Below are 23650 nucleotides of genomic sequence, written 5' to 3' on the forward strand. Positions count from 1 at the left end.
ACAAGTCGCGCACGGGTGCGCTGCCGGCGGCCGTGTCGGGCTGTCAGCGATGGCGCCGGAATGTGGGACACAACAGGGTGAACAGGAGGCTCGACATGCATTCAGCCAATCTCTTTTCCGGCCGCAGCTTCAGGCAATTGACCGCAGCACTCGTCATTTCGAGCGCTTCGTGCATGGCCATTGCAGCTCCGGTGGCAGCACAGGAATCCACAGACCCGATCAAACTGACACTCCACGATTGGACCGGTCAGCTGATCACCACTGAAATCATGGGCGAAGTGCTCAAGAAGGCCGGCTACTCGATTGAATATGTCCAGGCCGATTACCTGGCCCAGTTCGCAGGGCTTGAATCCGGCGATCTTCATGTCGCGATGGAGATGTGGGAAACCACAGGCCGTGAAGCCATGGATGCAGCCACGGCTACCGGAAAGGTGGAGAATTTCGGCCCCACCGGCATGAAGGCCAAGGAAGAGTGGTGGTACCCGTCTTACATGACCGAGCAATGCCCGGGCCTGCCAAACTGGGAAGCGCTGAAAGACGAGGCCTGCGCCGAAGCCTTCTCGACGGCGGAAACCGCACCCAAGGGGCGCTATCTTGGCGGACCCGTCACCTGGGGTGGCTTTGACGACGAACGCGTCGAGGCGCTCGAGCTGCCTTTCGAGGTCATCCATGCCGGTACCGATGCAGCGCTCTTTGCCGAACTTGAAAGCGCCTACCAGCGCAAGGCGCCGATCATGCTTTGGATCTACGCACCGCACTGGGCCCCGGCCAAGTATGAAGGCGCCTGGGTCGAATTCCCGGAATACTCGTCCGAGTGCTACAATGACGCGTCAACCGGCATCAATCCCGACATGGCCTATGACTGCGGCAAGCCGTTTGGCGAAATCTGGAAAGTCGGCTGGGCTGGCGTGAAGGAAAAGTGGCCCGGCGCCTATGACGCGATCAAGGCCTTTACCATCGACAATGACGAGATGGGCAAGATGATCACCGAGGTCGATCTGAACGGCAAGACCGTCTCCGAAGTCGTTGCCGACTGGATGAACGCCAACGAGGACCGCTGGTCCGGCTGGATCAAGAAATAATCCTGGCACTTGCAGGCTTCGGGCCTGCCCGGACGAAATTGCAATCGGGCCTTCGGGCCCGAATGCTGACCGGATGAAGGATCCCGGCCCCGGGCCGCTTCAGCCGGAAACGATCATCATGCAGTCCCGACCGAGTAATCCATGACCATTCCCGAAGCCAAGCTCGTCTGCCGCAATGTCTGGAAACTGTTCGGCGCCGAGGCCGAAGAATTTCTTGTCAGTCACGACGGACACCCGGACACGGATGCCATCGCTGCAGCCGGGCTGGTCGGCGCGGTGCGGCAGGTCGATCTCGATGTGCATGAGGGTGAGATCTTCGTCATCATGGGACTGTCCGGATCGGGCAAGTCCACCCTCGTTCGGCTGATGTCGCGGCTTATCGAACCCACCGGCGGCGACGTGCTGTTCAAGGGCGAAAACCTGCTCAAGGCTTCGCAATCGCGGATGATCGAAATCCGCCGCCACCAGATGGGCATGGTGTTCCAGCATTTTGCGCTGTTGCCGCATCTCACGGTGCTCGACAATGTCGCCTTTCCTCTCGATATACAGGGCATGGACCGCGCAGCACGCGAGGCCCGGGCGCGTGAAATGATCGAGCTCGTCGGCCTCGCCGGCAAAGAGAGCGCCTTTCCGCGCCAGCTTTCAGGCGGCCAACAGCAGCGCGTCGGCATTGCCCGCTCGCTGGCCGTCGAACCGGAGATCTGGTTTCTCGACGAACCTTTCTCGGCGCTCGATCCACTGATCCGCCGCGAGATGCAGGACGAGTTCATGCGGCTGCAGACAAAGCTGCACAAGACCATCGTCTTCATCACACATGATTTCGACGAGGCCATTCGGCTCGCCGACAGGATCGCCATCATGAAGGACGGCGAAATCGTCCAGGCCGGCACGCCGGAAGAGATCGTGCTCACACCAGCGACCTCCTATGTGGCGGAATTCACCAGGAACGTCGCCCGCGCCAAGGTGATCCGCACCCGCAGCCTGATGAAGGATGCCCAAGGCGACGAGGAGAACGGCGCCCGAATTTCGGCCAGAGCCAACATCGCCGAAGCAGCACCGCTGTTTCTCGATGGTGCGCCCCATCTCGGTGTGACCGACGACGACGGCCGGGTCATCGGCCGGCTGGATCGTGAAGCCGTCGTTTCCCTGATGTTGCAGGGCTGACCATGGCGATGTCCGGCGCGCCATTGTTGGAACCCGAAACGGCCCAGGTGTCACGCCGGCCATCCAGGCTGCCTGTCGCCTGGCTGGTTGCCATCGCCGTGTTCGTGACGTTCTGGCTCTACGGCAAGCCCTTGTTCCCCGCAGCCTTCGACTACCCGAAGGCCTATGTGATCAAGCTCGCCAAATGGATCAGTTCGGCGATGAAATGGCTGATCAACGAGGCCAGTTTCGGCCTGTTCAGCTTTACCGATCTGACACGCTTCATTTCTGCCGTGCTCGACGTGCCCTACACTCTCGCCGCAAGCCTGTTGTCCACCGGCTTTCTCGAAGGCAGCGGGTCGTCGGCCATCCAGCTGTTGCCGCCGCTGCCCTGGATCGCTGTGATCGGCTTGGTGATGTTGCTCGGCCATTGGTTGGGCGGCATGCGCCTCTCTCTGCTTGCAGGCGGGTGTTTCCTGTTCCTTGCCGTCTTCGGCCAATGGACCAGTGCCATGATCACGCTGGCCTCGATCCTCGTCGCTGCCCCTTTGGGTGTTGTCTTCGGCCTGTTGTTCGGTGTTGCCGCCTGGCGCTGGCACTGGGTCGAGCGGATGGTCATGCCACTTCTCGACCTGATGCAGACGATTCCCGTCTTTGCCTATCTGGTTCCGGTGCTGTTCCTGTTCGGCTTCGGCCCGACGGCAGCCGTCATTGCCACGCTGATCTTCGCCACCCCGCCAATGACCCGCATTTCCATCCTGTCGCTGCGTGCGGTGCCTTCCGAAATCACCGATCTCGGGCACATGGTCGGCTGCACGGAAAGGCAGATGACCTGGCGGGTGATGGTGCCTGCAGCGCGCGAAAGCCTGATGGTCGGTATGAACCAGGTCATCATGCTCTCGCTCAATATGGTGATTATCGCCTCGATGATCGGCGCCGGCGGCCTTGGCTTCGACGTGCTCGCCGCCCTGCGCCGGCTCGATTTCGGTGCAGGTCTCGAAGCCGGATTTGCCATCGTCGCGCTGGCCATTGCCATGGACCGTCTGAGCCAGGCCGCGGCAGAAAAGCTTTCCGCCCCGTCGCCGGACACCCAAGCCTCCGGTCTTGTCGCCCGCCACCCTTATCTGGTCGCTGCACTGGCACTCCTCATAGCCACCACCGCTCTGGGATATGTGATTCCGGGTATCCGCACCTATCCGGAAGCGCTGCAACTCTCAACCGGCACCTTCTGGTCCGAGGTCGTGGCCTGGATCAACATCAACTATTTCGACACGCTTGAAGCGATCAAGAACGCGATGCTGATCAATGTTCTGATCCCGTTCAAGCGCTTCCTGGGTGATCTGCCGTGGCTTGGCGTAACCGTCTTCCTCGGATTTGCCGGTTACAGGCTTGGCGGCTGGCGGCTGGGTCTGCTCACGCTCTGCCTGCCGCTTTTCATCGCCGCCACCGGCCAATGGGAAAAGGCGATGATCACCGTCTATCTCTGCGGAATCTCTGCACTGTTCGCTTCACTGATCGGAATCCCCGTGGGAATAATCGCCGCCACCCGCGACCGGCTCTGGTCGTGGGTCCAGCTCGCCATCGACACGCTGCAGACGTTGCCGAGCTTCGTCTACCTGATGCCCGCGGTGATGCTGTTCCGGGTCGGGGATTTTACCGCCATGATCGCTGTTGTCGCCTTCGCCATCGCACCCGCGATCCGCTACACAGCGCTTGGTATCCGCAAGGTCGATCCGAAGCTGATCGAGGCCAGCCGCGCAATGGGCTGCACCGAATGGCAGATCCTCACCCGCGTCCGCCTCAAGCTGGCACTGCCTGAAATCCTGCTTGGGCTCAACCAGACCATCATGTTCGCCCTGTCGATGCTGGTCATCACGGCGCTCGTCGGCACCCGCGATCTTGGCCAGGAGGTCTATATCGCGCTGACCAAGGCCGACACTGGACGCGGGCTGGTTGCAGGACTGTCGATCGCCGCAATCGCCATCATTGCCGACCGGCTGATTTCCGCCGGCGCCAGCCGCGCCCGTCATCGCCTGGGTCTGGAGTAAGCCATGACTGACCTTGCCACCCTTGATCACATCCGCGCCCTGCCCTGTTTCTCGGGCAAGATCGATATCGAGCCGCTGACTGGCGGCCTGAGCAACGAAAGCTGGCTCGTTTCCGACGCCACCGGCCGCCACGTTGTCCGGCTCGGCCGCGATTTCCCGTTTCATCATGTCGACCGCAAGCGCGAGATCATGACCGCCTGCGCAGCCCACGAAGCGGGGTTCGCCCCGCGGGTGGAATACGTCGAGCCGGGCATCATGGTTTCGCAATTCCTCGATGCGAAAACCTTCGAGCCGGGCGATGTCCGCGCCAATCCCGAACGGATCGGTCGCCTCATCCGCGATTTCCACACAAGCATGCCGCGCCACATCGAAGGTCCGGGCTTCATGTTCTGGGTGTTTCACGTCATCCGCGACTACGCCCGCACACTGAGGGCCGGAGGCTCACGGATGGCTGACCGGCTGCCGGCCTGGCTCGGACTCGCCGAAAGCTTGGAAGCCGCACAACAGCCGTTGCCGATAATTTTCGGGCACAATGACCTGCTGCCCGCGAATTTCCTCGATGACGGCCAAAAACTCTGGCTGATCGATTTCGAGTATGCCGGATTCTCCACCGCCATGTTCGACATTGCCGGTGCTGCCTCGAACGCCGAGATGAACGAAGCAGAAGCCTCGATCCTGCTTCAAGCCGCACTGGGTTCCGCCCCCGACGCCGACTTCACCCGCTCCTTCCACGCCATGCAATGCGCTTCGCTACTGCGCGAAACGCTCTGGAGCCTGGTCTCCGAGCTCCATCTCGACGCGCCGGGCGCAGATTACCAGGCCTATACCGCTGAAAACCTCGAGCGCCTCGAAGCAGCGCTTGACCAGTACCATTCGACCTACGGAAAGACATCGCAATGACCCTCCCAGACAGAGCGCAAATCGTCGTCATCGGCGGCGGCATCATCGGTTGCTCCACAGCCTACCATCTGGCGCGCGATCACAAGGCCGATGTCATACTGCTCGAGCAGGGCAAGCTGACTTCGGGCTCGACCTGGCACGCCGCGGGACTTGTCGGGCAGCTTCGCTCCTCCGCCTCGATCACCAAGGTGCTCAAATATTCGGTCGATCTCTACAAGCGGCTCGACCAGGAGACCGGCCTCGAGACCGGCTGGAAGATGTCCGGCTGCCTGCGCATTGCCACCAATCAGGACCGCTGGATCGAATACCGGCGCCTCGCCACCACGGCCCAGAGTTTTGGCATGGACATGGAACTGCTTTCGCCGCAGGAAGCGAAGGCCAAGTTTCCACTAATGCAGGTTGACGATCTCGTCGGCGCCAGCTGGCTGCCCAGCGACGGTCAGGCCAGCCCCTCCGACATCACCCAGTCGCTGGCAAAGGGCGCACGTATGCATGGCGCCAGAATTTTCGAGAACGTTCGGGTCAACGGTTTTGACATGAAGGATGGCCGTATCCTCGCGGTCAAGACCGACAAGGGCGACATTGCTTGTGACAAGGTCGTCAATTGCGCCGGGCAATGGGCTCGTCAGATCGGCGAGATGGCCGGCATCAACGTTCCATTGCAGCCGGTCAAGCACCAGTATGTCATCACCGAGAAGATCGATGGGTTGTCGAGCGATGCCCCGACCATACGCGACCCCGATCGCCGCACCTATTTCAAGGAAGAGGTTGGCGGCCTGTCCTTTGGTGGCTACGAGCCCAACCCGCAGGGCTGGACCACCGGCGATGTGCCCAACGAATTCGAGTTCCAGCTTTTTGACGACGATTACGACCATTTCGAGCAGCACATGATGCAGGCGATCGAGCGCGTTCCGGCGCTGGGCAATGTCGGCGTCAGGCAAATGATTAACGGTCCGGAAAGCTTCACCCCGGACGGAAATTTCATCCTTGGCCCGGCACCCGAATGCGCCAACATGTTTGTCGGCGCGGGCTTCAATGCCTTCGGCATTGCCGCCGGTGGTGGCGCCGGCTGGGTGCTTGCGCAATGGGTAATCGACGGCGAAGCGCCACTCGATCTCTGGGTCGTCGATATCCGCCGCTTTTCCGAAATGCACAGGGACCGGCAATGGGTCAACGACCGTACGCTCGAGGCTTATGGCAAGCATTACGCCATCGGGTTCCCCCATGTCGAATACGAATCCGGCCGTCCCCGCATCGTCTCCCCGCTCTATGACCGGCTCAAGGCCCACCGCGCCGTCTTCGGCTCCAAGCTCGGCTGGGAGCGCCCCAACTGGTTCGCACCCGAAGGCATGGAAGCGGCCGACATCCCGACCATGGGACGACAGAACTGGTTCGACGCTGTCGGTGAAGAACACCGTCATGTGCGCGAGAAGGTCGGTGTTTTCGACCAGTCCTCCTTTGCCAAATACGAAATCAGCGGTTCCGGTGCACTTGCGGCGCTGAGCCACATCTGCGCCAATGACGTGACCAAACCGGTCGGCCGCCTGACCTATACCCAACTTCTCAACACCCGCGGCGGCATTGAAGCAGATCTGACCGTGGCGCGGATCGCCGATGACAAATTCTACGTCGTCACCGGAACCGGTTTCCGCACTCACGACCTGGCCTGGATCCGGGAGCATGTCCCCGAGGGCGCGGATGTACAGGTCGAGGACATTACCGAAGCCTACGGCACCCTGTCGCTGATGGGCCCGCATGCCCGTGACGTGCTGGAGAAGGTGACTGAGGCCGATGTCTCCAACGAGGCGTTCCCCTTCGGTCATGTCCGCGAGATCGGCATCGCCGGCAGCACCGTGCGCGCGCTTCGCGTCACCTATGTCGGCGAATTGGGATGGGAGTTGCACATCCCGATCGCAGACATCGGCGAAGTCTTCGATGCCTTGATGGCAGCAGGGCAGTCCTGGGACATCCGGCCCATCGGCTATCGGGCCCTGGAATCCCTGCGCCTTGAGAAAGGGTACAGGGCCTGGGGGTCGGACATCACCCCCAACGACACGCCGCAGGAAGCTGGTCTCGGCTGGGCCGTGCGGAAGAATTCCAACACCGGCTTCATCGGCGAAGCAGCCCTCAAGGCCATAGCGGAGAAGCCACTGACCAAACGCTTCGCCGGCTTTGTCATTGATGATCCCGATGCGGTCCTGGTCGGCCGCGAAACCATTTTGCGCAACGGTGAACCGGTCGGCTATCTGACATCGGGTGGTTTCGGCTACACCATCGGCAAGAGCGTTGGCTACGGCTACGTCCGCAACGAGGCTGGCGTCTCGAAGGAATTCCTCGAAGACGGAACCTACGAACTCGTCATCGCGCTTGACCGGGTTCCGGCAAAAATCGGCCTGAAACCGTTCTTCGATCCGTCCAACGAAAAGGTCAAAGCCTGATCTTCGTCAGCTCACTTTCAGCGCAATACAGCGGCTCGGCGTGGTTCCCTCCTCGCCGGGCATCGAGACATAGGGACCGGTGTCGTCCACCAGTTTCAGCCTGCCTTGAGCCTCCAGCTCAACAACCCGTCCGCGGAAACTCGACTGCCAGAGCACATCCTTGACCGTTAGCACGATCGTGCCGCCTGGCGCACAGATCCGCAGCAGATCGTCGAGCCCCTCGACCCCGACATGGCCGGAGGTGAAGACGCCTGCCGAGATGATGGCGGCGAACTGGTTGTCGCTGAACGGCAACGTGCCTCCGAGCGCCGCCTTGTGCAGGCCATTGTAGATGCCCTTGCGTTCCGCCACAGCCAGCATGCCGGAGGATATGTCGAGCGCTTCGACACTGTTAAAACCGGTGATCGCCAGCCATTCGCCGATCAGCCCTGTGCCGGCGCCTGCATCAAGCAGCGGTCCCGCACCCTTCGGCACGTGCCGCGACAGGATTGCCAGCGAAATGGCTGGATGCCGGTAGCCGGCAAGCGACATGTCCTGATCATAGTTTTCAGCCCAGGAATCATAGACCCGCGCCACATCATCGGCACTCTCGGCCCGGTACACAGCACCCAGCCGAGCCGTCTTGTCTTCAACATTCATGGTAAGCTCCGCTGTTGATCCGTGGTCCGTTACCATAGCCTTTTCAACCACTTTGTGGAACTGTGCGGAGACTGGAAAAGAAGTGAGGAGGCGCTCTGCCGTGACCGATGATACCGAAACCCAGCTGCGCGCCAGTCTCAAGGCCATCCCCTCGCTGGCAGCTTATACAGGCCCGGTCGAACGACTCGGCGGCCTCACCAATCTGGTCTTTCGCGTCGGCGACGCCTGTGTCCGCTTGCCCGGCGCCGGCACCGAGGAATACATCAACCGGGCGCACGAAGCCGTTGCCGCCCGTGCGGCCGCCGAGGCAGGCGTCAGCCCTCAAGTCCTCCACGCAGATCCGGACACAGGGGTCATGGCGACCCGCTTTATCGAGGATGCCCTCACCATGACCCCGGAAGGATTTCGTGGTGATATCGGCGCCGTCCGCCGCGCCGGCGAAGCCTTTCGCCGACTGCACAGGTCCGGAGCCGAATTCCCCTTCACATTCGAGCTTTTCTCGATGATCGACGAGTATCTCGCAATCCTTTCAACCAAGGATGTGGATTTGCCTGCAGGCTATTACGATGTGGTTCGCGAAGCCGAGACCGTAAGGACAGCCTTGGCAAAAAACCCTGCCCCTTTGGTTGCCTGTCACTGCGATCCGCTATGCGAGAATTTTCTCGACACCGGCGACCGCATCTTCATCGTCGACTGGGAATATTCCGGCATGAATGATCCCATGTGGGATCTCGGCGATCTGTCCGTCGAGGGCGAATTCGACGCTGCCCAGGACCAAGCCTTGCTCGAGGCCTATTTCGGTGGCGAACCGGATGCCTCCGATCGGGCGCGGATGGTGATCTACAAGGCGATGTGCGACCTGCTCTGGACCCTCTGGGGGCTGATCCAGCTGGCCAACCACAATCCGGCCGAAGATTTCCGCGCCTATGCCGATGGCCGCTTCGCCCGCTGCCGGAAACTCATGACGACAGAGCAATTCGCAAGCTGCCTTGAAACATTGCAGTCCGGCTGACCCGGATGTGCTGACAGGTCACTCTCAGCCGGTCTCAGGATGCAGAACCGATCACGGGAACTTTACCAGGGGATTGCCGTTGTGACTGCATGGGCCACCGCGTGGTGCTGCCCTTCGTTGTCCAAGGAGATTTCAAATGCACGGTATCATCTATCTGGTCGGCCTGGTGGTCGTGGTCATGTTCATCCTCTCGCTTCTTGGTCTCCGGTGAGAACATGGAACCGGCAGGGGTAAAAACTGCACTGGTTCATTCAGATAATCTGCCGCAGGGGCAGTCCTATCTCGAATGGGGTGCAGTATGGGGAGGTAGCGTCATCGCTATCGCCACATCCATCGTTCTCGGACAATTTGGCGGAAGCGCCGGCCTAGAGCTCGGAGATCCGATGCTGGCAAATGGCGAACCGTCCTGGCAGGTCCTCGTTGCAAGCCTGTGGCTGTTCCTGATGGCCTTTTCAAGCTCCGCTGCCGGCGGCTACATTGCCGGCCGCATGCGCAGCCGCTGGAATGATGCTTCCAAGACCGAAGTCGAGTTTCGCGACGGTATCCACGGCCTTTCGGTCTGGGCTGTATCAACCATAGCTGTCGCTGCTGTCGCTGCCTTCGGTGCAGCACTTGCGGGTCTGGGGGTTGAAGCCGGCACTACGGAGGAGGTTCCCGCCAATGTGGTCGAATACACCCAAACGCTTACCGTCGTGTACGGTTTTGCGTCAGGTGCAGCAGCAGCACTGGGTGCGGGAGCCGCATGGTGGTTCGCCAGCCTCGGCGGCAGCCATCGCGACGAAGGTACCGACGTCAATCTGCTGACGCCGCGCTTCCTGCGCCGCTAAGATCCACATTGAAACACAAAAAGGGGCGCCGCAAACCGGCGCCCCTTTTTCCTTCCTCAAGACAGACTGCTACTCCGTGGGTCGCCCTACTTCATCGACGCCTTCACGTCGGCGACGTCGGCAGCCGTCATCTGGCCATTGGTGACAACTTCGCCATCCTTGATCTGCCAGAGCCGGAACGGGCCGGAAATGTCGCCATACTTGTCAAATGACACATTGCCGATCACGCCCTGGTAGTTGATCGCCTTGCCTTCATTGATCAGCGCCAGCGCCTTCTTGAACTCTTCCGGTCCGGCATAGATCACTTCACCTTCCGGATCGACGACTGACCGGATGGCATCGCGGATGGCTTCGGATTCGGCTTTGCCAGCCTTGGCAACAGCCAGACCGACAATTGCACCCGCATCATAGGACCGGTCGGCCGCAGGCGCGGAGGGCGCGATGCCGCCTGAAAAATCCTCGTAATTCGCGTAGAAATACTTGGTCGACTCCGTTTCGGTGGTGCCCGACGACGTACCGAACGCACCTTCAAGATATTGTCCGCCGACAGCCTCGATGAAATCGGTCGAGTTCATTCCGTCATTGAGCAGGAACTTCTGCGGTCCGCCCTGGCTGATCCAGGCCCGTGCAACGGTGGCCCCATCCACCGGATAGCTGATCAGGTAGAGCGCGTCGGGTTCGCCTTCCATCGCCGCGGTCACTTCTGCGCTGTAGCTGGGCTGGTTCTCGTTGTAGGGCGTTGCCGAGGTGATTTCGCCGCCGAGCGCTTCGTAGGAGGCCGAAAACTCGCGCATCAGATTGAGACCGAAATCGTTGTTGACGTGAATGATGGCCAGTTTCTTCAGCCCGGAATCGATGGCGTATTTTGCTGCCGCAATTCCCTGCAGTGCATCCGAGGTGATGGTGCGGAAGAAATAGCCATCGGTCTTGCCGTCACGGCTGAGCTGCGTCAGCGTCGGGCTCGAAGAAGCCGGTGATACCTGAACCACGCCGGCTGCAGCCGTCACCGAGGTCAGGATCGGGATCGAGACCGAGGAGATAATGCCGCCGATGACAACGGGAACCTGCTTGACGTTGACGAGCTGCGTCGCCTGGTCGACGGCCACATTGCCCTGGCTCTGGCTGTCACGGGTGTCGGTCACCAGATCACAGCCCAGCACGCCGCCGGCCTCGTTGATGTCGCGGAAGGCCATTTCCACTGATTTCGCTCCGGCCTGGCCATAGGCACCCGCCGGTCCGGTCAGTTCCATCACCACACCTATGGTAATCTCGCAGGCCTGTGAGCTCAGCGCCGAAGCGCACAGCATCGCCATGGCAAGGCCCGTTTTTCTGATCATGTTCATTCGCGTTCTCCTTGTTATGGGGCCTCTCTCGCCCGCTTCGTTATGTCGAAATCCACGTCTCCTGCAGCTGCCGCCAGACCACCCCCTCAGGTGCCTCCGGGTCAGCGCTGAACACGGCAGAGGAGCGGCGCGCAGTTTTCTGCCCGTCGATCACCTGGTGTTCGTCGTAGACCACAAGCGCGATGCCCTGGGCGAGCTCACGCGCTGCGATCAATTCCACTCTGATCTCGAAATCCGCCGGTCGCTTGCCGCGAGCACCCGTGATCATGGCGGCAATCTCCGCCGTGCCAATGGTGTTGGCATCGGGCTCGATCATCACCATGTCGGGTGCAAAGGCTCGCAGCGACACTGCCAGCTCAGCGTCTGGCGCACGCCCGGTGAACCACTCGACAAAAAACTTGTGGCGATTGACGACTTCTGCCTGGGCGCGTGCTATCAGATCCACGGGATCAGTGTCCTTCCTTGTTCAGATTGTACTTCATCACCGAGCCATGCTTGCCGTTGCGGTCCCGCTCGAGCGTGTAGACATCACCCGGCACCGGGTTGGCCCGCGCCAGCACCGCATCAATGGCAGCAAAATCCTGTGCGGTAAGCGTGATCCCAGGAATGGCCAGATTGCGCCCGAGGTGGTTGCGGTTGCGTGCGCCGACGATCACGGCGGCGACACCAGGGCGTTCAAGCACGGCACGGCTGGCAATCGACGCGATGTCACTGTCATGGTGCGCAGCGATCGCCGAAAGCACTTCAAGAAGCTCCTGGAACAGATCCCACCCGCCGAACTCGTCGACGATCAGCTTGTACTTGATCAGCGAGCGGTTCTCGAACGGCGGCTGCAGTTCCTTTTGTCCCAGCATGCGCTCGGAGAACAACCCGCCTCCGACCGAACCGTAGCATAGCAGGCTGATCCCGTGGGCTTGTGCCGCCTCGACCATCGACCGCGATGGTCGGTCGTCGATCAGCGAATACTGCACCTGCATGGACACCAGCGGCACCCCGGCATCGACGATCCGCAGCATTTGCTCGGTGTCGAAATTGGTTCCGCCGATATTGGCGATCTTGCCCTCCTGGCGAAGCTCTGCCAACCAGCTGGCCACCTCGACCTGGCGGTCGATTTCATAGTCCCACCAGTGGAACTGAACCAGGTTCAGCTGTTCCATCCCAAGACGCTTGAGAGAGGTTTCGATGCCTTCGGCCACATCTGTCCGCGTCAGCGTAGCAAGACTGCCCAGATCCGGCACGAATTTGGTGTGCACCTTGATCCGGCTCAGCGCTTCAGCGCCCCGGACCCGTTCGTACTCATCTCGGAATGCACCGATCAGCGCTTCCACGCCGGTGTAGATGTCGGCACAATCGAACGTGGTGATCCCGGCGTCGGCAAAGGCGATCATGTCCTCGATCCCGGCCTGCCTGTCGACTTCGCCGTGCCCGCCCGCCAGTTGCCAGCCGCCCTTGATGACGCGCGAGATCCGGTGCCCGGGCGCAAGGTCAAATGTCTGCATTGTTGTCTCCCAGCGGAACCGCTGTCGTCTCTGAATGGTTGAACCGCCTGAGCTTCGTGCGGGTGATCTTCAGCCGCGAAGGGCAGTGCGGGTCCGGACAGGCGATTTCCGCATCGGTCGACATCCAGTCGTTGGGGTCGGTCTGGCGCTGTTTCGCCGCCAGCAGCGGCAGCACCGAGGCCAGCGAATAGATCGACATGCCCTGTCCCGGCGGCAGATGCAGCATTTCACCGCGCAGTTCGAAATAGTCCCCAACCTTGGCTCCGCACCAGATCTTGGCACCTTCCGGAGCCACCACCTCGACCTTCAGGTCCCACAACTCAAACCCTTCATCGGCGCTCATGACGCAGCTCCGTTTTCGGCCACCCAGAAATCGGGATCTGCGCGCTCCAGAATGGCAAAGGACTGGCTGATATCGGCAGTCAGTTCGGCCGACACCTGTTCCCTGTCACCAGCCTTGATGGCAGCGAGAATACCCCGATGATGCAACGTGGCCGCGGTATCGGTGAGCGGGCTGTGCAACTTTGCGGCCGCCCGCACATAGGGCCCGGCTTGCATCCACAGGCTTTCGACAATTGGCATGAACACGGGCGAGCCTGCAGCCTCGTAGAGCTTGAAATGGAAGGCGTGGTTAAGGGTGGCGACATCCTGCGCCTTGCTGGTGTCCTCGTATTCGGCTGTCAGCACTTCCAGCCGCTCGATATCCGCATGGGTCAGATTGGCAAGTGCGCGTGCCGCGAGCTCCGCCTCGATCAGGGTACGCGCCTGGGCGATGTCACGCGCCCGCTCCAGCGTCAGCAGCGGCACCCGCACGCGCCGGTTGGCCATTGCCTCGAGCGCGCGCTCCGAGACCAGCCGCGCCAGCGCCTCGCGCACCGGCATGGAACTTACCGACATCCGCTGCGCTACGTCACCTGCAAGGAAGATCTCCCCGGCATCGAAACGGCCCTGTATCAGCGCGTCGCGAAGTTGCCGGTAGATCCGGTCCTGAACCGTCTCCCGGCCAATCGGCGCGAGATGATCGAGCCCCGGCCCGTCAAACTTTGAGCTGGTCTGAATGTTCATTCTGACAAGGCACCTTCTTCCGTTTGCAGCTTTACTTTAGGCCTGAAACATGATCCTGTAAATGATAAATGATAGTTGATCAACTTTGGTTGAGTAAATGACAGACCCCAGTCACCCCTCCATCCTCGAGGCTCGCGGCATCACCAAATCCTTCGGTGGGTTCTGTGTCGTCAACGATGTTTCCCTCAGCCTTTCGGCTTCGGAAATTCTTGGCGTCATCGGTCCGAACGGGGCCGGCAAGTCGACCCTGTTCAATCTGCTGGCGGGCGCATTGCCGATCGACTCGGGCAGCATTCGCCTGGCCGGCACGGATTTGACCCGGGCCCGCCCGGAAGCCCGCATTCAGCTCGGGCTCGGACGCACATTTCAGATCCCACGCCCGTTTCCGCGCATGACGGTTCTGGAAAACGTCATGACAGCGGCGCAAAATCAGCGCGGTGAAAGCCTGTTCTCGGCGCTTGCCACGGCAAGCCTCGTTGCCCGGCAGGAACGCGCCAATGCTGTGCGCGCCCGCGACATCCTCGACTTCGTCTCGCTTTCCCACCTCGAGGATCAGCCCGCGGCCGTGCTCTCGGGCGGCCAGAGAAAACTGCTTGAGCTTGCGCGCGTGCTAATGGCCGAACCCAGGGTCATCCTGCTCGATGAACCTGCCGCCGGGGTTAATCCGGCGCTTTTGGATCTGATCATCGACCGCATTGTCGCGATCAACAAGCTTGGAATTGCGGTATTGCTGATTGAACACAATATGGAAATGATTGGCCGCCTCTGCCCTCGCGTCATGGTCATGGCCGCAGGCAAGGTGCTGGCCGAGGGGACGCCGGCCGAAGTGACAAAGCGCGCTGACGTGATCGATGTCTATCTCGAAGGCATGCCGGCATGACCGCGCTGACGCTATCGGATCTGCAGGCCGGCTACGATCCCGACCTGCCCATCGTCAAGGGCGTTAGCTTCACCGTCTCGAAGGGCGAAGCCGTCTGTATTCTTGGTCCCAACGGCGCCGGAAAATCCACCATGATCAAGGCCATTGCCGGGCTGGTGCCCTGTTTCGGCGGTCAGGTGCAGCTCGGCGAGACCGAGGTCACCGGCATGCCCTCGCATCTACTTGCGCGCAACGGCGTGGGCTTCGTGCCGCAGACCGAGAACATCTTCACCCGTCTCTCCATAATCGAGAACCTGCAGATCGCAGCGCAATTGCTGCCCAAGCCGGAGCGCCCACGCAGGATCGAGGCGATGCTCGACATGTTTCCCGATCTGGCCGCCCGCCCCCGCGAATTGGCCGGAGCTCTGTCCGGCGGCCAACGCCAGATGCTTGCCGCAGCACGGGCGCTGCTTACCGAGCCGGAGGTCCTGATGCTCGACGAACCTTCGGCCGGCCTATCGCCCAAGCTCGTGGGCCAGGTGTTCGAAACGCTTCGGCGGATCTCCGACACCGGCGTGACGCTGGTGCTGGTGGAACAGAATGTCCGCGCAGCGCTGGCTCTCACCCATCGTGCGCTGGTGCTGGTGGACGGCAAGCTGGCCCATGACGGCCCCACCGATGTTCTTCACGACGGCAGGTTTCTGGGCGAACTGTTCCTCGGCCACCGTGCAGCAGAGGCAGGCCGATGAACCCGCAAGCCATCATCGACGGACTGATCGCCGGTTCGACCATCGGCCTGGGTGCCATCGGTCTGACGCTCACCTATTCCATTCTGCGCTTTGCCAATTTCACCCATGGCGATTTTCTCGCCTGGGGCGCTTACCTGACACTCACCGTGGCCGGCGTTCTCGGTGGGCTGGCAGCCGGGCTCGGCGCTCCGGTCTATCCATTCAGCTTTGGTTGGGGCCTGCCGCTTGCCGTACTCGGCGGCGTGGCGTTGACGGTCGCCCTCACTCTCGGACTCGACCGGATTCTGTTCCGGAAGCTGCGGGCCCGGGGCGCTGACACGATCATCATCGTCATGGCAAGCTTTGGCGCCTCCATGGCGCTGCGCTCGCTGCTTGAATTCATCTTCACCGCCAAGCCGGTCTATTTCACCAATGCCTTGCAGATTGCCAAACCGCTGGGGCTCGGCATGCGCGCAACGCCGGACCAGCTTATGGTCATTGGCCTTACCGCGCTCATGGTGCTGGGCCTTCACCTGCTGGTCACCCACAGCGCCACGGGCCGCGCCATGCGGGCCGTTTCTGAAAACCCGGGTCTTGCCGGCGTCTACGGCGTCGATGTCGCCAAGGTTGTCCGGGTCACCTGGATCATCGGCGCCGGCATGGCCTGCATCGCCGGTGTCATGGCGGGTCTTCTGGTTCAGATCCGCCCCTACATGGGCTTCGACCTGCTGCTTCCACTGTTCGCCGCTGCCATTCTCGGCGGCATCGGCTCTATCCCCGGCGCCATGCTCGGCGGATTGATCATCGGTCTGAGCGAGGCATTTGCCGTGCAGATCATCGGAGCGGAATGGCGCGCTGCTATTTCCTTTGTCATCCTCGTCATCGTGCTGATGCTGCGGCCGCAGGGCCTCTTTGGCCGGAAGGAGGCCTGAGAATGGAGCTCCTCGCCTACGCCGCCTTCTTCCTCACCATTGCCCTGACCTACGCCGTCATCTGTCTTGGGCTGAACGTGCAATGGGGCCAGACTGGCCTTTTCAATGTCGGCATTGCCGGCTTTGTCGGTCTCGGCGCCTATGTGTCTGCCGCCCTGACGACCCCCGATGCTGCCGAGCGGATTGGCGGGTTTGACCTGCACATCGCGCTGGGCTGGCTGGCAGCCATGGCGGCGGGCGCGGCGCTCGCACTCGCCGTGGGCCTTCTGACCCTCAGGATGCGCTCCGACTATCTCGCGATCACCACATTCGGCATCGCCGTGGCGCTGCAGCTCGTGTTCCAGAACACCGAAAGCCTCACTGGCGGCGCCTTCGGCATGGCCTTCATCCCGCGCCCGTTCTCCGGCTTGCAGAGCGAGCCTTTTGCCTTCAACGTCCTCAATCTGGCGCTCACGGCGCTCGTCGTGCTGGTGCTCTACGTCCTGCTTGAGCACCTGTTGCGCAGCCCATGGGGCCGCGCGCTGAGGGCCGTACGCGAGGATGAGGTCGCAGCCCAGGCGCTCGGCAAGAACCCGGTTCTGCTGCGCATCCAGGCCTTTGCGCTCGGCGGCGCGATCATGGCGCTGGCCGGTGCCGTTCAGGCACATTTCATCGGCTTCATAGCGCCGGCCAATTACCTGCCGATGATGACCTTCCAGGTCTGGGCCATGCTGATTGTCGGCGGGTCCGGCAACAACCGCGGCGCCATACTCGGCGCGGTGCTGGTATGGGCCATCTGGGCCCTGTCCGGAGCGTTGATTTCCGAAATTTTCCCTGCCGACCAGCAGGCCCGCGCGGCTTCGCTGCAGATCGTCATAATCGGCGTGATGCTCTGCGCCATCCTGCTTTGGCGGCCCCAGGGCATTTTGCCCGAGGTCCGCTCCGTTTCCCGCCACCTCGGGCACCGCAACAAGGACACCTAAGACATGAAACCTGACCGCACCGAGCTTGCTCCCGGCCTCTCCATCAGCCGGATCCTCACCGGCCTCTGGCAGGTTGCCGACCAGGAAAAGGACGGCAGCACGCTTGATCCCGTGGCTGGTGCAAAAGCCCTGGCCGAATATGCCGCAGCCGGTTTCGACACGTTTGACATGGCCGATCACTATGGCAGCGCTGAGCTGATCACCGGCGAATTACTGCGCAGCTGGCAGGGCGACACCCGTCCGAAGGCCTTCACCAAATGGTGCCCGGAACCCGGACCGATGACGCCGGAAGTGGTGCGCGCCGGGGTCCAGGAGCGGCTCGACCGGCTCGGCGTCAAGACGATCGATCTTCTCCAGTTCCACTGGTGGACCTTCGAGCATCCGGCCTGGCTCGACGCCCTGCATGAGCTCAAGCGGCTCAAGGACGAAGGTCTGATCGGGCAGATCGGCGTCACCAATTTCGACGCCGCTCATCTCGCCCTTGCTTTGGCCGAAGACATTCCTCTCGTCTCCAACCAGGTTTCGTTCTCGCTCATCGACCGCCGTGCTGCCGGCCACCTTGCTGAAACCTGCAAGGCACACGGCGTGCGGCTTCTCGCCTACGGCACCCTGTGCGGCGGCTTCCTGTCCGAGCGCTGGCTCGGCAAGCCCGAACCTGAAGCGGTCGAGGACTGGAGCGGCTCGAAATATCTCCGCTTCATCCGGACCGCCGGAGGCTGGAACGGGTATCAGGGCATCCTCGCCGCTGCCGACGCGATCGCCAGGAAACACGGCGTGTCGATCTCCAATGTAGCCACCCGCTGGGTACTGGAGCATGCCCATGTCGCAGGCGTCATCGTTGGTGCGCGGCTTGGCGAAAACCAGCACCGTGACGACAATCTGCGGCTGTTTCAGTTCGAACTTGATGCCTCTGACCATGCCTTGCTGGATCAGGCCTTCGCAGCCACCAACATGATCCCCGGCGATTGCGGCGACGAATACCGCCAGCCACCCTTCCTCACAGCCTCCGGCGATCTCAGCCATCACCTTGCTGCCATGCCCAGTGCACTTGAGGCCGTCACCGATCCGGACAATCCGGACCGCGCGCGGGTGTTTTCAGGTTCGCTTTGGGAGCCGATCGCCGGCTATTGCCGTGCGTTGCGGGACGGCGAGAGGATTGTCGTGTCCGGCACCACCGCCACCCACGGCGTCGACCGCACGGTCGCACTCAACGATGCCGGTGCTCAGACCACCTATATTCTCGACAAGATTGCCGCCTCGGTCCGCGCCCTCGGCGGTGACCCGAAGGACATCCTGCGCACCCGCATGTATCTGCGAGGGAACGAGGATGTGGAAGCGGCCGCCCGTGCCCACGGGCTGCGCTTCACCACCAATCCGCCGGCAAACACCACGTTTCTGGTCGGCAATCTGATCGGTGACTTTCGCGTCGAGATCGAGGCCGAAGCCGTGGTCAGCAAGAAGTCTGAAGACCGCTAGGACTCAGATCCCGAACCTGTCCCGCAACCGGTAAGCGGCCACGGACGGCGCCAGGAACCACGGATTCCCCGTGTAGAAAGGCCGTGTTCTGAACGGAATTTCGCTGAAGGCGCCGAGATCCGTGTCGACGCCTGCGGCAGCCCTGCCGAGTTTCGAGCCGAGATACCCGGCCATGCCGACACCGGAACCGCAGTATCCCATGGCATAGAAGAGATTGTTGTCTTCGCCGCAATGCATCAGCGTGTCGAAGGTAAACGCCACGATGCCAGCCCAGGAATGGCTGATCCGTGTGCCCTTGAGGTCGGGAAACAGCCGCACCAGTTCGGCCAGCAGCTTCGGCCCGCTCTTGCGCGGGTCGGTTTCCTGCAGAGAAACCCGCCCGCCGAACAGAATACGCTTCCGGTCCGGTGACGGCCGGTAGTAATAGACCAGCTTTCTGGTGTCGGAGAGAATGCGGTTGGTCGGAAACAACCGGTCCATGGTCTCGGCCGGTATCTCCTCGGTCGCAATCACATAGGACCCGATCGGGATTACCCGCCGCTGCTGCCAGGGTGTCAACGGACCGGTATAGCCGTTGGTGGCGATGATCACCTTGCCGGCACGGATCCGTCCCTTGTCAGTGGAAAGCTCGAAGCCAAGCGGTCCGCGCTCGAGATCATTCACCCGGCACTGACTGATGATCTTCGCACCGGCGGTTCTGGCCACGCCGATCAGACCCGCATGATACTTGCCAGGATCGATGCTCGAATGCCGGGGAAACACGATCCCGCCATGATAGGCATCGGTGCCCAGCTCGCTGTGCAGCCTGTCGCGCGGCACCATGAACGCCCCGGTCTCAAAGCCGGGATGCCGGTGTTCGGCCTCCCGCACCAGCTTGTCATACTGCCGTGCGGTATGCGCGCCATGGAACCGTCCCACCTCGTCGAAACTGCAATCGATGGCTTCTTCGGCAACGAAATCGCGAACGTGGTGCAGCGACGCCTGGCCTTCCCTGAGAATCCGCACAGCCAGCGCTTCGCCATAGCGCTGGCAAAGCGTGGAATAGGATGGTTTGACGCTGGTCGAGATTTGCCCGCCATTGCGGGTCGAGCAGCCGAAGCCTGCTGCCTCCGCGTCGACGACAACCGTCTCGAGCCCCGACCGCGCCGTCTGCACCGCCGCATGCAGTCCGGTATAGCCCGACCCGATAATTGCCACATCCGCGGTTGCGGGCAGCTTGCTCAGATCGTCGGGGTGACGCGGGCTCGCATCCCACCAGTAAGGCACCGGCTTGAAGTCTGCGCTGAAGCACTCGCTGTCATCTGTCATCTCAGACCCCGGTGTGGTCGGAGAGGATCATGTCGGCCCCCTTCTCCGCCACCATGATTGTCGGTGCATTGGTGTTTCCCGATGTCACCGTGGGAAAGACCGAGGCATCGATGACACGCAGGTTTTCGAGCCCATGCGCCTTCAGACGGGAATTGACCACGGAATTGGCCGCATTGTCGCCCATCCTGCAGGTGCTGACCGGATGAAAAACCGTTCCCGCCCGTGCACGGATGTCCGCAATCATTTCCTCATCCGTTTCCACCTGCCGGCCGGGACGGATTTCCTCGTCCAGGATCTCGGCCAAGGCCGGTGCCTGGGCAAGCCTGCGCATGAATCGAGCCCCCTCGAGCTGCTCGGCCACATCGTGGTTGGTCGAGAGATAATTCGGATGGATTGCCGGCGCATCAAACGGGTCGGCCGACTTGAGGTCGAGATGGCCACGGCTCGTCGGTCGCGTCGGTTGGGTGCCCATGATCACGCCGGAGAACGGGTCCGGGCTCATCAGCGCCCGCTTTCCCGGCAGTGCCTTGGTGTAGCTCACCGGCGAGAAATAAAGCTGCATGTTGGGGCGCTCAAGTTCAGGCCGGGTCTTGATGAAACCACCGGCCTGGTTGACGCCGAGCGACAGTGGGCCGCGGCGCCTGAGCACATAGTTCAGGCCGTGCTGCAGCTTGCCGAAAAGCGGACGCAGATCGTCATTGAGCGTCCTGACCTTGGCCTTGTAGGTATGATCGATGCACAAATGGTCCTGCAGATGCTGGCCGACATTGGCCTGTTCGTGAACTATCTCGATACCGTGGCGCTTGAGCATGTCCGCCGGCCCGACGCCCGACAGCATCAGCAGTTGCGGCGAATTGACGGCTCCACCCGAAACAATCACTTCCCGGCCCGCGTAAACCTGTTCGGTGCGGCCGTTGCGGACATATTCCACTCCCACAGCACGCGTCCCGTCGAACAGGATCCGCGTCGCATGCGCGCGTGAGATAACCCGCAGGTTGGACCTCTTTCTCGCCGGATGCAGATAGGCCCGCGCCGCCGACATGCGGAACCCGCCCTTGGCGGTGTTCTGGTAGAGCCCGATGCCCTCATTGCTGGCGGCATTGAAATCCGCAGTGTAGGTCAGCCCGCATTCCACACCGGCCCGAATGAAATTCTGGCAGGTTGGGTGCAGATCCCTCTCCATGGTCGTGACATACAGGGGGCCGCTGTCGCCGCGCCACTCGGTGCCGCCCTGATCGCTGGTCTCGCTCTTCTTGAAGTAAGGCAGCACGCTGCTCCATCCCCATCCGGGATTGCCCATTGCCTCCCAGTCGTCGAAATCGCCGGAATGGCCACGGATGTAGACCATCGCATTGATCGAGGATGAGCCGCCAATCACCTTGCCGCGCGGCCAGTAGCTGACGCGGTTCTCCGTGCCCGGGTCCGGTTCGGACGTGTACATCCAGTTGATGCGCTTGTCGTAAAACGCCATGCCGTAACCGATCGGCATCCAGATCTTGAAGTTCCGGTCATGGCCGCCCGCCTCCAGCAACAGCACGGAGTACCTGCCATTTTCGGTCAGCCGGTTGGCCAGTACGCAACCGGCTGACCCTGCACCAACAATCACGAAATCATAGGTTTGCACGGGATGCGTCACTCTCAGGTTGGAGGCTTGACAGGGAACTCAGGTCTGCGGCTTGTCGCGGTTCACCAGGATCGAAATCAGCGCCAGCAGCGCCGAACCGACCATCAGGAAAAACGAGACTGCGTTGAGCACGGGCGTCGAGCCAACCTTGACCATCCGGTCATACATGGTGATCGTCAGCGGCGCTTCGGAACCGACCAGGAACAGCGTGGTGTTGAAGTTCTCGAACGAGACCAGGAACGCCACGATGCCGGCCGCCGCCATGGCGGGAAACAGGAATGGCAGGGTGATCGTGCGAAGCACCCGCACCCGGCTGGCTCCAAGATTGAAGGCCGCTTCCTCCATCGATTCATCGAATTTTTTCAGTCGCGCGATGATGACCAGCGAGGTTATCGTAGTGATGAAGGAGAACTGCCCCAAGACCACCAGGATGAGACCGGGCCGCAGAAAATCAAGGTCCAGCGACAGAGCCTCCTCCGCGCCATTTGCGATGTTGCTCGCCAGCAGCAGGATGGAGATACCCAGGATGACGCCGGGAATGACCAGCGGCAGCACCATCATGATGTAGAAGAAGTCCTTGGCGGGGAACCTGCAGCGCACAAACAGGAACGCGTTGCAAGTACCGACGAATACCGACAGCAAGGAAACGAAGCTGGCGATGACGAAGGAGTAGTACAGCCCCCTCAGCAGCCTGCGGTCATGAAACATGCCAAGCTTGGGCTCGGTGTCGTTGAAGAACCAGTCCAGCGTGAAGCCTTGCCATGGCAGAGACGGGAACAAGGAGTCGTTGAAGGCGAACATGCCGGCAGCCACCAGCGGCGCCGCCAGGAAGACAAAGAACGCAGCCACATAGATCCGGTAGCTGGTCAGGAACGCGGTGTTGGGTTTGATAGCCATCAGCTTTTCGCCACCGTGGAGTTGAGTGTCTGACCCGACAGCTTCAGTCCGCCCCAGACCACCAGCGAAGTGAAGGCCAGCAGCAGGAAGCCGAACGCAGCACCCGATTCCCAGTTATAGCGGGTTATGAACTGGTCGTAGATCTGTTCGGTAAACCAGCTCGAGTTCTTGCCGCCCAGAAGGATCGGCGTCAGGTAGCTGCCGGCCGTCAGCATGAACACCACGATGCAGCCCGAAACGATCCCCGGCATGGCATAGGGTATGATGATCCGCCTGAGCACGGTCGGGCCGTTGCCGCCGAGATTGTAGCCAGCCTCGATCATCGAATTGTCCATGCCGTCCAGTGTCGAGACCAGCGGAACGATCATGAACAGGATCACGGTGTAGACCAGCCCCATGATCACCGCTGCGTCATTATAGAGAAATTCGATCGGCGTGTTGATCACGCCCGCCCACTGCAGGCTGCTGGAGATGATGCCGGTTTCACGCAGCAGCAGGATCCAGCCGAACGCCCGGATCAGGTCACTGACCCAAAGCGGGATCAGGCACATGAGGAACAGCGCGCCGCGGGTGCGGTTGCCGGCGATCTTGGCAATGTAATAAGCGATCGGGAACCCGAGCAGCAGCGCCAGCGCAGTGACCAGCAATGACATTGATCCGGTCCGGATCAGCGTGTTCCAGTAGATCGGCTCTGCAAAGAAATTGATGTAGTTGCCGAGCCCGAACTCATACATCCGCGGCCCGACCTTCTCCCGCACCGAGATATAGAACATCCCCAGATGCGGCAGCACGATCAGGAGGAAGATCCACAGCGCGAACGGCGCGAACAGCAGAATGAGCGACAGCCGCTTGATATCCTTCTGCATCA

At 61.5% G+C, this 23650-nt stretch carries 22 protein-coding genes; 12 read left to right on the forward strand and 10 right to left on the reverse strand.

Annotation, left to right across the window (positions count from 1 at the left end):
• Positions 1-95 precede the first annotated feature (95 nt).
• The 5 genes from CRO46_RS06600 to CRO46_RS06620 all read left to right on the forward strand — a co-directional run bounded on the left by CRO46_RS06600 (position 96) and on the right by CRO46_RS06620 (position 7611).
• A complete protein-coding gene (locus CRO46_RS06600; protein ID WP_210421484.1) occupies positions 96-1082 on the forward strand; it encodes an ABC transporter substrate-binding protein in 987 nt (328 codons plus the stop codon).
• A 141-nt stretch (positions 1083-1223) separates the two neighbouring features.
• On the forward strand, positions 1224-2246 hold the full coding sequence (locus tag CRO46_RS06605) for a quaternary amine ABC transporter ATP-binding protein (RefSeq protein ID WP_097106124.1): 1023 nt from the start codon (positions 1224-1226) through the stop codon (positions 2244-2246).
• 8 nt (positions 2247-2254) lie between these two features.
• Complete coding sequence (locus CRO46_RS06610) at positions 2255-4273, forward strand: ABC transporter permease (protein ID WP_097106573.1); 2019 nt, start codon at positions 2255-2257, stop codon at positions 4271-4273.
• A gap of 3 nt (positions 4274-4276) precedes the next feature.
• Positions 4277-5173 carry a phosphotransferase gene (locus CRO46_RS06615; protein WP_097106126.1) on the forward strand — a complete coding sequence of 299 codons (897 nt, stop codon included), beginning with the start codon at positions 4277-4279 and terminating at the stop codon, positions 5171-5173.
• Positions 5170-7611, forward strand: a complete 2442-nt coding sequence (locus tag CRO46_RS06620; protein WP_097106128.1) for a GcvT family protein — start codon at positions 5170-5172, stop codon at positions 7609-7611. The genes CRO46_RS06615 and CRO46_RS06620 overlap by 4 nt, the downstream gene beginning before the upstream one ends.
• A gap of 6 nt (positions 7612-7617) precedes the next feature.
• Here the strand turns inward: CRO46_RS06620 and CRO46_RS06625 are convergent, their stop codons facing one another.
• Entirely contained in the window at positions 7618-8250 is a 633-nt protein-coding gene (locus CRO46_RS06625) for a class I SAM-dependent DNA methyltransferase (protein ID WP_097106131.1), read from the reverse strand.
• Positions 8251-8350: 100 nt separating this feature from the next.
• Here CRO46_RS06625 and CRO46_RS06630 point away from each other — a divergent pair, with 100 nt between their 5' ends.
• Together CRO46_RS06630 and CRO46_RS06635 are read left to right on the forward strand one after the other, a co-directional pair.
• On the forward strand, positions 8351-9262 hold the full coding sequence (locus tag CRO46_RS06630; RefSeq protein ID WP_244577784.1) for a phosphotransferase family protein: 912 nt from the start codon (positions 8351-8353) through the stop codon (positions 9260-9262).
• A gap of 215 nt (positions 9263-9477) precedes the next feature.
• Positions 9478-10089 (forward strand): hypothetical protein, encoded by a 612-nt coding sequence (locus tag CRO46_RS06635; RefSeq protein WP_143438966.1) that lies wholly within the window; start codon positions 9478-9480, stop codon positions 10087-10089.
• A gap of 86 nt (positions 10090-10175) precedes the next feature.
• Here the strand turns inward: CRO46_RS06635 and CRO46_RS06640 are convergent, their stop codons facing one another.
• The 5 genes from CRO46_RS06640 to CRO46_RS06660 all read right to left on the reverse strand — a co-directional run bounded on the left by CRO46_RS06640 (position 10176) and on the right by CRO46_RS06660 (position 13996).
• Positions 10176-11402: an ABC transporter substrate-binding protein gene (locus CRO46_RS06640; protein ID WP_425479237.1), complete on the reverse strand. Its 1227-nt coding sequence runs from the start codon at positions 11400-11402 to the stop codon at positions 10176-10178.
• 70 nt (positions 11403-11472) lie between these two features.
• The gene (locus CRO46_RS06645; RefSeq protein ID WP_097106139.1) at positions 11473-11877 is read right to left on the reverse strand and encodes a hypothetical protein; all 405 of its coding nucleotides are present in this window, start codon (positions 11875-11877) and stop codon (positions 11473-11475) included.
• Between the two features lie 4 nt (positions 11878-11881).
• Complete coding sequence (locus CRO46_RS06650; protein WP_097106141.1) at positions 11882-12931, reverse strand: aldo/keto reductase; 1050 nt, start codon at positions 12929-12931, stop codon at positions 11882-11884.
• Complete coding sequence (locus tag CRO46_RS06655) at positions 12918-13274, reverse strand: TIGR04076 family protein (protein ID WP_097106143.1); 357 nt, start codon at positions 13272-13274, stop codon at positions 12918-12920. The genes CRO46_RS06650 and CRO46_RS06655 overlap by 14 nt, the downstream gene beginning before the upstream one ends.
• Positions 13271-13996, reverse strand: coding sequence for a GntR family transcriptional regulator (locus tag CRO46_RS06660; protein ID WP_097106145.1), 726 nt, complete (start codon positions 13994-13996; stop codon positions 13271-13273). Before CRO46_RS06660 ends, CRO46_RS06655 begins: the two co-directional genes overlap by 4 nt.
• Before the next feature lie 97 nt (positions 13997-14093).
• Between CRO46_RS06660 and CRO46_RS06665 the strand changes: the two genes are divergently transcribed.
• From CRO46_RS06665 to CRO46_RS06685, 5 genes are read left to right on the forward strand one after another with little or no spacing between them, the layout of a single operon-like run.
• Positions 14094-14876, forward strand: a complete 783-nt coding sequence (locus tag CRO46_RS06665; RefSeq protein ID WP_097106146.1) for an ABC transporter ATP-binding protein — start codon at positions 14094-14096, stop codon at positions 14874-14876.
• Positions 14873-15604 (forward strand): ABC transporter ATP-binding protein, encoded by a 732-nt coding sequence (locus CRO46_RS06670; protein ID WP_097106148.1) that lies wholly within the window; start codon positions 14873-14875, stop codon positions 15602-15604. The genes CRO46_RS06665 and CRO46_RS06670 overlap by 4 nt, the downstream gene beginning before the upstream one ends.
• Complete coding sequence (locus CRO46_RS06675; RefSeq protein ID WP_097106149.1) at positions 15601-16515, forward strand: branched-chain amino acid ABC transporter permease; 915 nt, start codon at positions 15601-15603, stop codon at positions 16513-16515. The genes CRO46_RS06670 and CRO46_RS06675 overlap by 4 nt, the downstream gene beginning before the upstream one ends.
• Positions 16512-17477, forward strand: a complete 966-nt coding sequence (locus CRO46_RS06680) for a branched-chain amino acid ABC transporter permease (RefSeq protein WP_097106575.1) — start codon at positions 16512-16514, stop codon at positions 17475-17477. The genes CRO46_RS06675 and CRO46_RS06680 overlap by 4 nt, the downstream gene beginning before the upstream one ends.
• 3 nt (positions 17478-17480) lie before the next feature.
• A complete protein-coding gene (locus tag CRO46_RS06685; protein ID WP_097106151.1) occupies positions 17481-18953 on the forward strand; it encodes an aldo/keto reductase in 1473 nt (490 codons plus the stop codon).
• Positions 18954-18956: 3 nt separating this feature from the next.
• On the opposite strand, the gene CRO46_RS06690 is transcribed toward CRO46_RS06685, so the two are convergent.
• The 4 genes from CRO46_RS06690 to CRO46_RS06705 are packed head-to-tail and all read right to left on the reverse strand — an operon-like array spanning position 18957 to position 23648.
• On the reverse strand, positions 18957-20261 hold the full coding sequence (locus CRO46_RS06690; RefSeq protein WP_097106153.1) for an NAD(P)/FAD-dependent oxidoreductase: 1305 nt from the start codon (positions 20259-20261) through the stop codon (positions 18957-18959).
• Position 20262: 1 nt separating this feature from the next.
• Positions 20263-21885 (reverse strand): GMC family oxidoreductase, encoded by a 1623-nt coding sequence (locus CRO46_RS06695; RefSeq protein WP_097106155.1) that lies wholly within the window; start codon positions 21883-21885, stop codon positions 20263-20265.
• 39 nt (positions 21886-21924) lie between these two features.
• Positions 21925-22782, reverse strand: a complete 858-nt coding sequence (locus CRO46_RS06700) for an ABC transporter permease (RefSeq protein ID WP_097106158.1) — start codon at positions 22780-22782, stop codon at positions 21925-21927.
• Positions 22782-23648 carry an ABC transporter permease gene (locus CRO46_RS06705; protein WP_097106577.1) on the reverse strand — a complete coding sequence of 289 codons (867 nt, stop codon included), beginning with the start codon at positions 23646-23648 and terminating at the stop codon, positions 22782-22784. The genes CRO46_RS06700 and CRO46_RS06705 overlap by 1 nt, the downstream gene beginning before the upstream one ends.
• Positions 23649-23650: the final 2 nt, after the last annotated feature.

This window comes from Parahoeflea halophila, assembly GCF_900220985.1.
In the GTDB taxonomy this organism is placed as follows: domain Bacteria; phylum Pseudomonadota; class Alphaproteobacteria; order Rhizobiales; family Rhizobiaceae; genus Hoeflea; species Hoeflea halophila.

Excerpts from the sequence above, each read along its gene's own strand:
- CRO46_RS06600 (WP_210421484.1), top strand. The coding sequence starts at position 96 with ATGCATTCAGCCAATCTCTTTTCCGGCCGCAGCTTCAGGCAATTGACC.
- CRO46_RS06605 (WP_097106124.1), top strand. The coding sequence starts at position 1,224 with ATGACCATTCCCGAAGCCAAGCTCGTCTGCCGCAATGTCTGGAAACTG.
- CRO46_RS06610 (WP_097106573.1), top strand. The coding sequence starts at position 2,255 with ATGTCCGGCGCGCCATTGTTGGAACCCGAAACGGCCCAGGTGTCACGC.
- CRO46_RS06615 (WP_097106126.1), top strand. The coding sequence starts at position 4,277 with ATGACTGACCTTGCCACCCTTGATCACATCCGCGCCCTGCCCTGTTTC.
- CRO46_RS06620 (WP_097106128.1), top strand. The coding sequence starts at position 5,170 with ATGACCCTCCCAGACAGAGCGCAAATCGTCGTCATCGGCGGCGGCATC.
- CRO46_RS06625 (WP_097106131.1), bottom strand. The coding sequence starts at position 8,250 with ATGAATGTTGAAGACAAGACGGCTCGGCTGGGTGCTGTGTACCGGGCC.
- CRO46_RS06635 (WP_143438966.1), top strand. The coding sequence starts at position 9,478 with ATGGAACCGGCAGGGGTAAAAACTGCACTGGTTCATTCAGATAATCTG.
- CRO46_RS06640 (WP_425479237.1), bottom strand. The coding sequence starts at position 11,402 with ATGGCGATGCTGTGCGCTTCGGCGCTGAGCTCACAGGCCTGCGAGATT.
- CRO46_RS06650 (WP_097106141.1), bottom strand. The coding sequence starts at position 12,931 with ATGCAGACATTTGACCTTGCGCCCGGGCACCGGATCTCGCGCGTCATC.
- CRO46_RS06655 (WP_097106143.1), bottom strand. The coding sequence starts at position 13,274 with ATGAGCGCCGATGAAGGGTTTGAGTTGTGGGACCTGAAGGTCGAGGTG.
- CRO46_RS06660 (WP_097106145.1), bottom strand. The coding sequence starts at position 13,996 with ATGAACATTCAGACCAGCTCAAAGTTTGACGGGCCGGGGCTCGATCAT.
- CRO46_RS06665 (WP_097106146.1), top strand. The coding sequence starts at position 14,094 with ATGACAGACCCCAGTCACCCCTCCATCCTCGAGGCTCGCGGCATCACC.
- CRO46_RS06670 (WP_097106148.1), top strand. The coding sequence starts at position 14,873 with ATGACCGCGCTGACGCTATCGGATCTGCAGGCCGGCTACGATCCCGAC.
- CRO46_RS06675 (WP_097106149.1), top strand. The coding sequence starts at position 15,601 with ATGAACCCGCAAGCCATCATCGACGGACTGATCGCCGGTTCGACCATC.
- CRO46_RS06685 (WP_097106151.1), top strand. The coding sequence starts at position 17,481 with ATGAAACCTGACCGCACCGAGCTTGCTCCCGGCCTCTCCATCAGCCGG.
- CRO46_RS06690 (WP_097106153.1), bottom strand. The coding sequence starts at position 20,261 with ATGACAGATGACAGCGAGTGCTTCAGCGCAGACTTCAAGCCGGTGCCT.
- CRO46_RS06700 (WP_097106158.1), bottom strand. The coding sequence starts at position 22,782 with ATGGCTATCAAACCCAACACCGCGTTCCTGACCAGCTACCGGATCTAT.
- CRO46_RS06705 (WP_097106577.1), bottom strand. The coding sequence starts at position 23,648 with ATGCAGAAGGATATCAAGCGGCTGTCGCTCATTCTGCTGTTCGCGCCG.